The 13,112-nt window shown below is 73.6% G+C and carries 11 protein-coding genes; 9 read left to right on the top strand and 2 right to left on the bottom strand.

Going from position 1 to position 13,112, the window contains the following annotated elements:
- Window positions 1-101 precede the first annotated feature (101 nt).
- Entirely contained in the window at window positions 102-1,796 is a 1,695-nt protein-coding gene (gene paaN / locus AC07DW_RS05255; RefSeq protein WP_478856258.1) for a phenylacetic acid degradation protein PaaN, read from the bottom strand.
- A 123-nt stretch (window positions 1,797-1,919) separates the two neighbouring features.
- On the opposite strand from paaN, the gene AC07DW_RS05250 reads away from it, so the two are divergent.
- On the top strand, window positions 1,920-3,431 hold the full coding sequence (locus AC07DW_RS05250; RefSeq protein ID WP_478856257.1) for a 3-hydroxyacyl-CoA dehydrogenase: 1,512 nt from the start codon (window positions 1,920-1,922) through the stop codon (window positions 3,429-3,431).
- Between the two features lie 16 nt (window positions 3,432-3,447).
- Window positions 3,448-4,041: a TetR/AcrR family transcriptional regulator gene (locus AC07DW_RS05245; RefSeq protein WP_478856256.1), complete on the top strand. Its 594-nt coding sequence runs from the start codon at window positions 3,448-3,450 to the stop codon at window positions 4,039-4,041.
- A gap of 188 nt (window positions 4,042-4,229) precedes the next feature.
- Here the strand turns inward: AC07DW_RS05245 and AC07DW_RS05240 are convergent, their stop codons facing one another.
- Entirely contained in the window at window positions 4,230-4,742 is a 513-nt protein-coding gene (locus tag AC07DW_RS05240) for an Lrp/AsnC family transcriptional regulator (protein WP_478856384.1), read from the bottom strand.
- Window positions 4,743-4,941: 199 nt separating this feature from the next.
- Here AC07DW_RS05240 and pdhA point away from each other — a divergent pair, with 199 nt between their 5' ends.
- The 7 genes from pdhA to AC07DW_RS05205 all read left to right on the top strand — a co-directional run bounded on the left by pdhA (window position 4,942) and on the right by AC07DW_RS05205 (window position 12,992).
- Window positions 4,942-6,075, top strand: coding sequence for a pyruvate dehydrogenase (acetyl-transferring) E1 component subunit alpha (gene pdhA / locus AC07DW_RS05235; RefSeq protein WP_478856255.1), 1,134 nt, complete (start codon window positions 4,942-4,944; stop codon window positions 6,073-6,075).
- Window positions 6,075-7,100, top strand: coding sequence for an alpha-ketoacid dehydrogenase subunit beta (locus AC07DW_RS05230; protein ID WP_478856254.1), 1,026 nt, complete (start codon window positions 6,075-6,077; stop codon window positions 7,098-7,100). Before pdhA ends, AC07DW_RS05230 begins: the two co-directional genes overlap by 1 nt.
- The gene (locus tag AC07DW_RS05225) at window positions 7,100-8,548 is read left to right on the top strand and encodes a dihydrolipoamide acetyltransferase family protein (protein WP_478856253.1); all 1,449 of its coding nucleotides are present in this window, start codon (window positions 7,100-7,102) and stop codon (window positions 8,546-8,548) included. The genes AC07DW_RS05230 and AC07DW_RS05225 overlap by 1 nt, the downstream gene beginning before the upstream one ends.
- 101 nt (window positions 8,549-8,649) lie before the next feature.
- Window positions 8,650-9,606: an NTP transferase domain-containing protein gene (locus AC07DW_RS05220; RefSeq protein ID WP_478856252.1), complete on the top strand. Its 957-nt coding sequence runs from the start codon at window positions 8,650-8,652 to the stop codon at window positions 9,604-9,606.
- Window positions 9,603-10,916, top strand: a complete 1,314-nt coding sequence (locus AC07DW_RS05215) for a molybdopterin molybdotransferase MoeA (RefSeq protein ID WP_478856251.1) — start codon at window positions 9,603-9,605, stop codon at window positions 10,914-10,916. The genes AC07DW_RS05220 and AC07DW_RS05215 overlap by 4 nt, the downstream gene beginning before the upstream one ends.
- Window positions 10,913-11,995, top strand: coding sequence for a potassium channel family protein (locus tag AC07DW_RS05210; protein ID WP_478856250.1), 1,083 nt, complete (start codon window positions 10,913-10,915; stop codon window positions 11,993-11,995). Before AC07DW_RS05215 ends, AC07DW_RS05210 begins: the two co-directional genes overlap by 4 nt.
- Window positions 11,996-12,005: 10 nt before the next feature.
- On the top strand, window positions 12,006-12,992 hold the full coding sequence (locus AC07DW_RS05205) for an NAD(P)H-quinone oxidoreductase (RefSeq protein WP_478856249.1): 987 nt from the start codon (window positions 12,006-12,008) through the stop codon (window positions 12,990-12,992).
- Window positions 12,993-13,112 lie beyond the last annotated feature (120 nt).

Below are 13,112 nucleotides of genomic sequence, written 5' to 3'. Positions count from 1 at the left end.
CGGCTTCGCGGGCCCGCCGGAGCCGGTCCGCCTCCGTCGGGCCGACCGCACGGCCGCCGAATACGACCGGCCGCCGGGCCCGCCGTACGCCCCGGCCGCCGTCACGCCTGGCGGCGCACCTCGACCACCCGGAACCGGCTGGCCACGAACGCGCCGTCGCACAGGGCGGCGTTCGCCGCCGGGTTGCCGCCCGAGCCGTGGAAGTCGGAGAACGCCGCGGTCTGGTTGACGTACACCCCGCCCGTCAGGTTCAGCGACAGCTGGGCCGACTCCTCCAGGCAGACCTCCTCCACGGCACGCTCGACGTCCGGGGAGGTCGTGTACGCGCCGACCGTCATCGCGCCCTTCTCCCGCACCGTGCGCCGCAGCAGCTCCAGCGCGTCGGCGGTGGACTCGACCGAGACGGCGAAGGCGACCGGACCGAAGCACTCGGACATGTACGCCGCCTCCGCGTCCGGCTTCGAGCCGTCCAGCTTGAGCAGGACGGGAGTCCGGACGACGGCGTCGGGGAAGTCGGGGTTGGCCACCTCGCGGGAGGCGAGGGCCACCTCGCCGAGCTCTGCGGCCGCGTCCAGCCGGGCCTTCACGTCCGGGTTGACGATGGCGCCCAGAAGCGCGTTCGCCCGGGCGTCGTCGCCCAGCAGCCCGTCCACGGCGGCCGCGAGGTCGGCGACCACCTCGTCGTACGACTTGGGGCCGGCGTCCGTGGTGATGCCGTCGCGGGGGATCAGCAGGTTCTGCGGGGTGGTGCACATCTGGCCGCTGTACAGGGACAGCGAGAAGGCCAGGTTGGACAGCATCCCCTTGTAGTCGTCGGTCGAGTCGACGACGACCGTGTTGACGCCGGCCTTCTCGGTGTAGACCTGGGCCTGCCGGGCGTTGGCCTCCAGCCAGTCGCCGAAGGAGGTCGAGCCGGTGTAGTCGATGATCCGGATCTCCGGGCGGACGGCCAGGTCCTTGGCGATGCCCTCGCCCGGCCGCTCGACCGCCAGCGCGACCAGGTTCGGGTCGAAGCCGGCCTCGGCGAGCACCTCGCGCGCCACCCTGACCGTCAGCGCCAGCGGCAGCACGGCTCGCGGGTGCGGCTTGACCAGGACCGGGTTGCCGGTGGCCAGGGAGGCGAACAGGCCCGGATAGCCGTTCCACGTCGGGAAGGTGTTGCAGCCGATCATCAGCGAGATGCCGCGCGGCACCGGGGTGAACGTCTTGCGCAGCTCCAGCGGGTCCCGCTTGCCCTGCGGCTTCGACCAGTCGGCGTCCAGCGGGGTGCGGACCTGCTCCGCGTACGCGTACGCCACCGCCTCCAGGCCGCGGTCCTGCGCGTGGGGCCCGCCCGCCTGGAACGCCATCATGAACGCCTGCCCGCTGGTGTGCATCACCGCGTGCGCGAACTCGTGCGTGCGGGCGCTGATCCGGGCCAGGATCTCCAGGCACACCAGGGCGCGGGTCTCGGGACCGGCGTCCCGCCAGGCTCCCATGCCGGCGCGCATCGCGGGGATCAGGACGTCCATGTCGGCGTGCGGGTACTCCACGCCCAGCGCCGGACCGTACGGCGACACCTCGCCGCCCGTCCAGCCGTCCGTGCCCGGCTGGTCCAGCTCGAAGCGCGCGCCGAGGGTCGCCTTGTGGGCCGAGAGGCCGTCGGCTGCGCTCAGCGAGCCGTTCTCCCCGTACGCCTTGGGGTGCTCGGGGTGCGGGGACCAGTAGGCCCGGGTGCGGATGGCTTCGAGGGCCTGTTCCAGCGTGGGGCGGTGCCTCTCGGACAGGTGGTCGGAGGTGAGCTGAGCGGCGGCCATGACGGACCAACTCCTCGTCGAGCTGGGCAGGGACAGGCGGACAGAGCTAGAGTAACCGAACGATCGGTCGGGACAAGGGGGTCTCCCGAACCTGTGGACAGCTCATCGGGGAGGATCACTGTCATGACCGACAACATGGCCATCGAGCGGAGCCGCACCGTCGCCGTCGTGGGCACCGGCACCATGGGTCAGGGCATCGCCCAGGTCGCCCTGGTCGCCGGCCACCCGGTACGCCTCCACGACACCGCGCCCGGCCGCGCGCGGCAGGCCGCCGAAGCCCTCTCCGGGCGCCTCGACCGGCTCGTCGAAAAGGGCCGGATGTCACCGGACGAGCGGGACGCGGCGGCCGGCCGGCTGAGCGTGGCGGAGACCCTCGAGGACCTCGCCGACGCGGCGCTCGTGATCGAGGCCGTCGTCGAGCGGCTCGCGGTCAAGCAGGAGCTCTTCGCGCGGCTGGAGAAGACCGTCGCCGACGACTGCCTGCTCGCGACCAACACCTCCTCCCTGTCCGTCACCGCCATCGCGGGGAACCTGCGCCTGCCGGGGCGCTTCGTCGGACTCCACTTCTTCAACCCGGCGCCCCTCCTGCCGCTCGTGGAGGTCGTCAGCGGCTTCGCGACCGACAAAGCCGCCGCCACGCGCGCGTACGCCACCGTCAAGGAGTGGGGCAAGACGCCGGTGCGCTGCGCCGACACCCCGGGCTTCATCGTCAACCGCATCGCCCGCCCCTTCTACGCGGAGGCCCTGCGCCTGTACGAGGAGCGGGCCGCCGACCCGGCCACCATCGACGCCGTCCTGCGCGAGTGCGGCGGCTTCAGGATGGGGCCGTTCGAGCTGACCGACCTGATCGGCCAGGACGTCAACGAAGCCGTCACCCGCTCCGTCTGGGACGCCTTCTACCAGGACCCGAAGTTCACCCCGTCCCTCGCGCAGCGGCGCCTGGTCGAGTCGGGGCGCCTGGGCCGCAAGACGGGCCAGGGCTGGTACGCGTACGCCGACGGCGCCGAGCGCCCCGCGCCCCGGACCGAGGCGCCCGCACCCGCGCCCGCCAAGGTCACCGTCCACGGCCGCCTCGGCCACGCCGAGCCGCTCGTCGGGATGATCGAGGCAGCCGGTATCAAGGTCCGGCGGCAGAAGCGCGGGCAGCACATCGTCCTGCCGGGCGGCGGCCATCTCACCCTCGCGGACGGCGAAGCGGTGTTCGAGTACGACGGCGAGGAGATCATCTACTTCGACCTCGCCCACGACTACACGTCCGCCACCCGGATCGCTCTCGCCACCGCCCCGACGACCTCGTCCGAGACCCTTCAGGAAGCCGTCGGCCTCTTCCAAGCCCTCGGCAAGGAGGTCACCGTCATCGGCGACGTCCCGGGCATGATCGTCGCCCGGACCGTCGCGATGCTGGTGGACCTCGCCGTGGACGCCGTGGAGCGCGGCGTGGCCTCCGCCGAGGACATCGACACCGCCATGCGCCTCGGCGTGAACTACCCGGCCGGTCCCTTCGAGTGGGCCGCCCTGCTCGGCTACGAGAAGGTGTCCGAGCTGCTCGGCGCCCTCCACACGCGCTACCCCACCGGCCGCTACGCCCCCTGCCTCGCCGTCGTCCGCCGCGAGTACGAGGAGAAGGCGCGATGAAGGGCGAGGACAGCCGATGACCACCGCCAAGCGCGACACGTACACCCCCGAGACACTGCTCTCCGTCGCCGTCCGCGTGTTCAACGAACGCGGCTACGACGGCACCTCCATGGAGCACCTGTCCAAAGCGGCCGGAATCTCCAAGTCCTCGATCTACCACCATGTCGCGGGCAAGGAGGAGCTGCTGCGGCGGGCCGTCAGCCGGGCCCTCGACGGCCTCTTCGCGGTCCTCGACGAACCGGGCGCCACGCGCGGGAGGGCCATCGAGCGGGTCGAGTACGTGACCCGGCGCACCGTCGAGGTGCTGATGGACGAATTGCCGTACGTGACGCTCCTGCTGCGCGTACGCGGCAACACCACGACCGAGCGCTGGGCCCTGGAGCGCCGCCGCGAGTTCGACCACCGGGTCGCCGACCTGCTCAAGGCCGCCGCCGCGGACGGCGACCTGCGCGCGGACGTGGACATACGGCTGGCCACCCGGCTGCTCTTCGGCATGGTCAACTCGCTGGTCGAGTGGTACCGGCCGCAGCCGGGCGGGGACGCCGAGCGCCGGCAGGTCGTCGAGACCGTCGTCCACCTGGCCTTCGACGGGCTGCGCACCAGCCCCTGAGCGCCGGCGGACGCTCGCCACCCAGTGGTGCGTCCGGCGGGCGGGCGCCCCTGAGGCCCCGCCCGCCCGCGCTCGCCGGCCGGTACTCGTCCGCCTGCGCACGTCCGCCGTCAGGGCGCTCGCCGGTCGGCCCGTGCGCCCTCGGAACGCGTCCGCCCTGAGAACGCGTCCGTCTCGGAATCCGTCGGTCAGAGCTCGTCCGTCAGGGCCCGCCGGCCGAGGTCCGTCTCCTCGAAGACCAGCAGCGTGCGGGTGGAGAGCACCTCCGGGATCGCCTGGAGCCTGGTCAGGACCAGTTCGCGCAACGTCCGGTTGTCCGGCGTGTGCACCAGCAGGAGCACGTCGAAGTCCCCGCTCACCAGGGCGATGTGCGCCGCGCCCGGCAGCGCCTGGAGCTGCTCGCGGACCGTACGCCACGAGTTCTGCACGATCTTCAGCGTGATGTACGCGGAGGCGCCCTGGCCCGCCCGCTCGTGGTTCACCCGGGCGCTGAAGCCGCGGATCACCCCGTCCTCGATCAGCCGGTTGATCCGCGCGTAGGCGTTGGCGCGGGACACATGGACGCGGTCGGCCACGGAGCGTATCGAGGCGCGGCCGTCCGCCTGGAGGATACGGAGGATGTCGCGGTCGATCGCGTCGAGCGGCCGTGGCGGCGCCTGGTACTCCTCGCCCGGCGGACCGTGGTCCCTGCCGTCGGCCATTTGTTCAGCTGCCATGTCCCCCCGCCTCTCCTGCATGGACGACCTGCCTCTATCCCAGGCTGTGGAGAACCGTTTGTCCACAGACCGAAGGCGCCTGTAGCCAAAATGCCGCCACGACCGAACAATCGGTAGGTGAGGCGCGTCACAGTCGACGCCGTCTCCGGGTCTTATGCCCGCTCCCGCACGAGGAGGTGCTGTCATGACGGTCCAAGAGCTGCCCGGTGCCGCCCCTTACCGGCCCACCCCGCCCCCGGCGTGGAAGCCGCGCACCGACCCCGCACCGCTGCTCCCGGACCCCGAGCCGTACCGGGTGCTGGGCACGGACGCCGCGGCCGGCTTCGCGCCCGAGCTGCTGCGCCGCCTCTACGCCGAGCTGGTGCGCGGCCGCCGGTACAACACGCAGGCGACGGCCCTCACCAAGCAGGGCAGGCTGGCCGTCTACCCGTCGAGCACCGGCCAGGAGGCGTGCGAGGTCGCCGCCGCCCTGGTGCTGGAGGACCGGGACTGGCTCTTCCCGTCGTACCGCGACACCCTCGCCGCCGTGGCACGCGGCCTCGACCCCGTCCAGGCCCTGACCCTGCTGCGGGGCGACTGGCACACCGGGTACGACCCGCGCGAGCACCGCGTCGCGCCGCTGTGCACGCCGCTCGCCACCCAGCTGCCGCACGCCGTGGGCCTGGCGCACGCGGCCCGCCTCAAGGGCGACGACGTGGTCGCGCTCGCCATGGTCGGCGACGGCGGCACCAGTGAGGGCGACTTCCACGAGGCGCTGAACTTCGCGGCGGTCTGGCAGGCCCCGGTCGTCTTCCTCGTGCAGAACAACGGCTTCGCGATCTCCGTCCCGCTGGCCAAGCAGACCGCGGCCCCGTCCCTGGCCCACAAGGCCGTGGGGTACGGGATGCCGGGCCGGCTCGTCGACGGCAACGACGCCCCCGCCGTGCACCAGGTGCTCTCCGAGGCGGTCGCCCGGGCCCGGCGCGGCGGCGGACCGACCCTCGTGGAGGCGGTCACCTACCGCATCGACGCCCACACCAACGCCGACGACGCCACCCGCTACCGGGGCGACGGCGAGGTGGAGACCTGGCGGGCCCACGACCCGGTCCGTCTGCTGGAGCACGAGCTGACCGAGCGCGGTCTGCTCGACGAGGACGGCGTACGGCAGGCCGCCGAGGACGCCGAGACGATGGCCGCGCGGCTGCGGGAGCGCATGAACGCCGACGCCGAGCTCGACCCGATGGACCTGTTCGCGCACGTCTACGCCGAGCAGACAGCACAACTGCGGGAGCAGGCGGCACAGCTGCGCGCCGAGCTCGACGCCGAGGGTGGTGCCTGATGACGACCGTGGCCAAGGCGGCGACGAAGCCCGCCACCAAGCCCGCGACCATGGCCCAGGCGCTCCAGCGCGCCATGCGCGACGCGATGGCCGAGGACCCGTCGGTCCACGTCATGGGGGAGGACGTCGGCACGCTCGGCGGCGTCTTCCGGGTCACCGACGGACTCGCCAAGGAGTTCGGCGAGGACCGCTGCACGGACACCCCGCTCGCCGAGGCGGGCATCCTCGGTACGGCGGTCGGCATGGCGATGTACGGGCTGCGCCCGGTCGTCGAGATGCAGTTCGACGCCTTCGCCTATCCGGCGTTCGAGCAGCTGCTCAGCCATGTCGCGAAGATGCGGAACCGGACGCGGGGCGCCATGCCGCTGCCCATCGTCGTGCGCGTGCCGTACGGCGGCGGGATCGGCGGCGTCGAGCACCACAGCGACTCGTCCGAGGCGTACTACATGGCGACTCCGGGGCTCCATGTCGTCACGCCCGCGACGGTCGCCGACGCCTACGGTCTGCTCCGGGCCGCGATCGCCTCCGACGACCCGGTGGTCTTCCTGGAGCCCAAGCGGCTGTACTGGTCGAAGGCCCAGTGGTCGCCGGACGCGCCCGACCCGGTCGAGCCGATAGGGCGCGCGGTGGTCCGGCGGACGGGCCGCGGCGCCACCCTCATCACGTACGGGCCGTCCCTGCCGGTGTGCCTGGAGGCCGCCGAGGCCGCGCAGGCGGAGGGCTGGGACCTGGAGGTCGTGGACCTGCGGTCGCTGGTGCCGTTCGACGACGAGACGGTCTGCGCGTCGGTGCGGCGCACCGGGCGGGCGATCGTCGTCCACGAGTCGACCGGTTTCGGCGGGCCGGGCGGGGAGATCGCCGCCCGGGTCACGGAGCGGTGCTTCCACCACCTGGAGGCGCCGGTGCTGCGGGTGGCCGGGTTCGACATCCCCTACCCGCCGCCGATGCTGGAGCGGCACCACCTGCCGGGCGTGGACCGGATCCTGGACGCCGTGGCGCGACTGCAGTGGGAGGCGCAGAGCTGATGGCCCAGGTGCTGGAGTTCAAGCTGCCGGACCTCGGTGAGGGGTTGACCGAGGCGGAGATCGTGCGCTGGCTGGTGGACGTCGGGGACGTCGTCGCCATCGACCAGCCGGTCGTCGAGGTCGAGACCGCGAAGGCGATGGTCGAGGTGCCGTGCCCCTACGCGGGCGTGGTCACCGCGCGGTACGGCGAGGAGGGCACGGAACTGCCCGTCGGCTCACCGCTGTTGACGGTGGCGGTGGGCGCGGCCCCGGAGTCCGCGACCGCTCCCGCGTCGGGTGGGCCGGGGGCGGCGGGTGCGTCGGCATCGCCGAACGGATCCGGATCGTCCAACGGATCCGGGCCGTCCGGCGGGACCGGCTCCTCCCCCGCGGCGGCCCCGGCCGCGGAGGGCTCGGGCAATGTGCTCGTCGGGTACGGCACCGCCGCCCCGGCGGCGCGCAGGCGGCGTGTCCGGCGGGACACGACCGGCCCGGCGGGACCGGCTGCGTCGGCCCCCGCCCCGGCGGCTCCGCGGGCGACGGCTCCGCAGGCGGTGGCTGCGGCACCGGAAGCCGTCGCGCCTCACGACGGGCCGGTTCCGGTGATCTCCCCCCTCGTGCGGAGGCTGGCCCGGGAGAAGGGCGTCGACCTGCGCCGGCTGCGGGGCTCCGGGCCCGACGGCCTGATCCTGCGGGCGGACGTGGAGCGGGCGGTGGCCGATCCGGTGGCCCAGGAGGCACCCGCACCCGCGCCCATCGCGGCGGCGGCCCCGGCCGGCGCCGGTGAGCGGGTGCCGCTGCGCGGCGTACGTGGCGCGGTCGCGGACAAGCTGTCCCGCAGCCGGACCGAGATCCCGGACGCCACCTGCTGGGTCGACGCCGACGCCACCGAGCTGATGACCGCGCGTGCCGCGATGAACGCCGCCGGGGGGCCGAAGATCTCCTTGCTGGCGCTCCTCGCCCGGATCTGCGTCGCGGCACTCGCCCGGTATCCCGAGCTCAACTCCAGGGTCGACATGGCGGCGCGGGAGATCGTGCGCCTGCCCGAGGTGCATCTGGGCTTCGCGGCGCAGACCGACCGGGGCCTGGTCGTGCCCGTCGTCCGGGACGCGCACCGTCGCACGGCGGAGTCCCTGACGGCCGAGTTCACCCGCCTGACGGAGGCCGGCAGGGCCGGGACGCTGACGCCCGCCGACCTGACGGGCGGCACGTTCACGCTGAACAACTACGGAGTGTTCGGGGTCGACGGCTCGACGCCGATCATCAACCACCCCGAGGCGGCGATGCTGGGCGTCGGCCGGATCGTCCCCAAGCCGTGGGTGCACGAGGGCCAACTGGCCGTGCGGCAGGTCGTCCAGCTGTCCCTCACCTTCGACCACCGGGTGTGTGACGGAGGTACGGCGGGCGGCTTCCTGCGGTACGTGGCCGACTGCGTGGAGCAGCCGGCGGTGCTGCTGCGGACGCTGTGACACCGGTGACCCCATGACCGCCTGAGGGCCCGGGGGCCGTGTGACCCCCGGCCCGGCGGCCCCGGGGCGGGCGGGGACGCGTCCCCGGGGATACTGGTGCCGTGACCCCATTTGACGTCGTCGTGCTCGCCGGGGGTGCCGCCAGGCGGCTCGGCGGCGTGGACAAGCCGGGTGTGAGTGTCGGCGGGAGGACCCTGCTCGATCGTGTGCTGGGAGCCTGCCGGGAGGCAGGGCGCACCGTTGTCGTGGGCGGCCGGCGGGCCACCGCGCGCCCCGTGGTGTGGGCGCGGGAAGAGCCGCCCGGCAGCGGGCCGCTCGCCGCGCTGGCGGCCGGTGTGCGGCACGTGGAGGCCGACACGGTCGTCGTCCTCAGCGGCGACCTGCCGTTCCTCCAGGACGGCGTCATAAGGCAGTTGGCCGACGCGCTGGCGGACGGGGACGCGGAGGGCGTCCTGTCCGTGGATCCCGACGGGCGGGACCAGCCGCTCGTCGCCGCGTACCGTACCGAGCCGCTGCGCCGCGAACTGGCCCTCCTGGCAGCGGAACACGGCAACCTGACCGGGCTGCCGCTGCGGCTGCTCGTGCACGAGCTGCGGCTCCTGCGCATCCCGTCCGCGCCCCTCGCCTCCTTCGACTGCGACACCTGGGAGGACATCGCCACGGCCCGGGCCGCGATCAGGGAGCATGGGAACGTGCTGGACGAATGGATCACCGCAGTCAAGGCCGAGCTCGGCATCGACCTGGACGTCGACACCGGCGTCCTGCTCGACCTGGCCCGGGACGCCGCCCATGGCGTCGCCCGGCCCGCCGCGCCGCTCACCACCTTCCTGGTCGGTTACGCGGCCGCCAAGGCGGCCGGGAACGGCCCCGAGGCCGTCTCAGGGGCGGTGACCGAAGCCGCGCGCAGAGCGTCGGCCCTCGCCGCCCGCTGGGCGGCCGAAGACGACGGCGCCACCGGCCGGGCAGCCGGCGGCCCCGCCCCTGCCCCCGGAACCGCCCCCGGACCCGGGCCCGGCCCCGGCAACGACGACACCGATGGCGGGGCCGGCCGGAGATGAACGACCCGGAAGTCGACGGCGTCGACGAAGCGCTCGCCCTGGTCGGGCCACGGGTCCGGAAGCCGGAGCGGCACCGGGCGACACCCTGGGCCGACGCCCGTTCCGTCGCCGCCCGCCTCGGCACTGCCGGCCCCGCCCGGACGCGACAGGTGGCTCTCGCCCAGGCACTGGGCGGAGTCCTCGCCCAGCCGCTGACCGCGCTCACCGACCTGCCGTCGTTCGACACCTCGGCCATGGACGGGTGGGCCGTCGCCGGCCCCGGACCCTGGCGCGTCCGCGAGGGCGACTCCGTCCTCGCCGGGCACGCGCGGACGCCCCCACTGCCCGACGGCGAGGCGGTACGGATCGCCACCGGCGCCCGCGTGCCGCCCGGCACCACCGCCGTCATCCGCAGCGAGCACTCCCGTACGGACGCCATCGGCCACCTGCACGCCCATCGCGACGTGACGCACGGGCAGGACATCCGGCCGCGCGGACAGGAGTGCCGCTCCGGCGACCAGCTGCTGCCCGGCTCGGCACCCGTCACCCCGGCCGTCCTCGGCCTGGCCGCCGCCGCCGGGTACGACGAGCTGCACCTCGTCGAACGCCCGCGCGTCGACGTCCTCGTCCTCGGCGACGAGCTGCTCACGGCCGGCCTCCCACACGAAGGACTCATCCGTGACGCCCTCGGCCCGATGCTCGCGCCCTGGCTGCGCGCCCTCGGCGCGGACGTCACCGTGACCCGGCGCATCGGGGACGACGCCGACGCGCTGTACGCGGCGGTGAGCGGGACCGGGGCGGACGTAGTGATCACCACGGGAGGCACCGCCTCGGGACCCGTCGACCATGTGCACCCCGTCCTGCGCAGGGCGGGCGCCGAGTTGCTGGTCGACGGTGTGAAGGTCCGCCCGGGCCACCCGATGCTGCTCGCCCGGCTCGCCCCGTCCCGGTACCTCGTGGGCCTGCCCGGCAACCCGCTCGCGGCCGTGTCGGGCCTGCTGACGCTCGCCGAGCCGCTGCTCCGCGGTCTCGCGGGCCGGCGGACCCCCGAGGCGTACCGGGCGGCCCTCCGCGACGAGGTGCAGGGGCACCCGCACGACACCCGGCTCGTGCCGGTCACCCACGCCACCGGACGCGCCACCCAGGGGCGGGCCGCCGGTTCGGGATGCCCGCTCGTCGTACCGCTGCACTACAACGGGCCGGCCATGCTGCGCGGGATCGCGGCGGCAAGCGGGCTCGCGGTCGTCCCGCCGGGCGGTGCCCGGGCCGGTGACGTGCTGGAGATCCTCGATCTGCCCTGGGCGGCGACCACCGAGAGGTGTTTCACGTGAAACTGCCAGGCCAGGACGCGATGGCCCGCCACGCCGAGGAGCACCTCGTCGGTGGCCAGATCAGGCTGCCGAACCCGATCCTCCAGCGGCCCCTGCGGCAGGTGGGCGCGCGGTTGCTGATGGCCCTGTTCGTACTGCTCCTGACCGTCCTCATCGTCTACATCGACCGCGGCGGTTACCACGACAACGCCGACGAGTCCGTCGACCTCCTCGACGCCGTCTACTACGCGACCGTGACCCTGTCGACGACGGGCTACGGCGACATCGTTCCGCACAGTGACAGCGCGCGGCTGGTGAACGTGCTGCTGGTGACGCCGCTGCGCGTGCTGTTCCTGATCATCCTGGTCGGTACCACTCTCGAGGTCCTCACCCAACGGACCCGTGAGGAGTGGCGGCTCAACCGCTGGAGGTCCACCTTGCGCGACCACACCGTCATCATCGGCTTCGGCACCAAGGGCCGGTCGGCGATCCAGACGCTGTGCGCCACCGGTCTGAAGAAGGAGCAGATCGTCATCGTCGACCCGAGCAGCAAGGTCATCGAGACGGCCAACGCGGACGGGTTCACGGGCGTGATCGGCGACGCCACCCGCAGTGATGTACTGCTGCGCGCCGAGGTGCAGCGCGCCCGGCAGATCGTCATCGCCACCCAGCGCGACGACACCGCCGTCCTGGTCACCCTCACCGCACGCCAGCTCAACCGCGGCGCCAAGATCGTCGCGGCGGTACGGGAGGAGGAGAACGCGCCGCTGCTGCGCCAGTCCGGCGCGGACGCCGTGATCACCAGCGCCAGTGCCGCCGGCCGACTGCTGGGCCTGTCCGTGCTGAGCCCCAGCGCGGGCACGGTCATGGAGGACCTGATCCAGCAGGGCAGCGGTCTCGACCTGGTCGAACGGCCGGTCATAAAGGCCGAGGTGGGCAAGGGCGTGCGGGAGACGGACGACCTGGTCATCAGTGTCCTGCGGGGGCACCGGCTGCTCGGTTACGACGACCCGGCGGCCAGCCCGCTCCAGCTGACGGACCGGCTGATCACGATCGTACGAGCCCGGAGCGGGCCGCCTTCGAGGACGTCGCCGGAGTAGCCTCGCGGCCATGCATGCGATCACGATTCCCGAACCCGGTGGTCCCGAAGCTCTCGTGTGGGCCGAGGTGCCCGATCCCGTACCCGGTGAGGGCGAAGTCCTCGTCGAGGTGGCGGCGAGCGCGGTCAACCGTGCCGACCTGCTGCAACGGCAGGGCTTCTACAACCCTCCGCCCGGCGCGTCCCCGTATCCGGGCCTCGAATGCTCCGGCCGTATCGCGGCCCTGGGACCCGGGGTCGCCGGATGGGCCGTCGGCGACCAGGTGTGCGCCCTCCTGGCGGGCGGTGGCTACGCCGAGAAGGTCGCCGTCCCGGCAGGGCAGGTGCTGCCCGTACCGGAGGGCGTGGACCTGGTGACGGCGGCGGCGCTGCCCGAGGTGACGGCCACCGTCTGGTCGAACGTCTTCATGGTCGCGCACCTGCGGCCGGGCGAGACGCTGCTGGTGCACGGAGGGGCCAGCGGCATCGGCACGATGGCCATCCAACTCGCCAAGGCGGTGGGCGCACGGGTCGCGGTGACGGCGGGCGGCCCGGAGAAGCTGGCACGCTGCGCCGAGTTGGGAGCCGACATCCTGATCGACTACCGCGAGCAGGACTTCGTCGAGGAGGTGCACAAGGCGACGGACGGGGCCGGCGCGGACGTCATCCTCGACATCATGGGCGCCAAGTACCTGGAGCGGAACGTGAAGGCGCTCGCCGTGAACGGGCGGCTCGCGGTGATCGGCCTCCAGGGCGGCCGGAAGGCCGAACTCGACCTCAGCGCCCTGCTGGACAAGCGCGCGGCGGTGACGGCTACGTCGCTGCGCAAGCGGCCCCTGGAGGAGAAGACCGCCATCATCGCGGCGGTCCGCGAGCACGTCTGGCCGCTGGTCGGAGCGGGGACCGTCCGCCCGGTCGTGGACCGCACCTACCCCATGGCGCAGGCACCGGAAGCCCACCGCACGCTGGAGTCGAGCACCCACGTGGGCAAGGTGCTGCTGGTCACGCCGTCCGCCTGACGACGACACCGGTCACGCCGTCTCCTGACGGCAACGCCCGGGGGCCCGGCGCACGCGTGGTGCGCCGGGGGACCAGGGGGGGGGGGGGGGTCCCGGAGGGGGGGAAAGAGGCGGGGGAGG

The organism is Streptomyces sp. NPDC045701 (genome assembly GCF_056432045.1).
The sequence above is the reverse complement of the archived record's forward strand: the minus strand, read 5'-3'. Positions and strand labels throughout refer to the sequence as shown.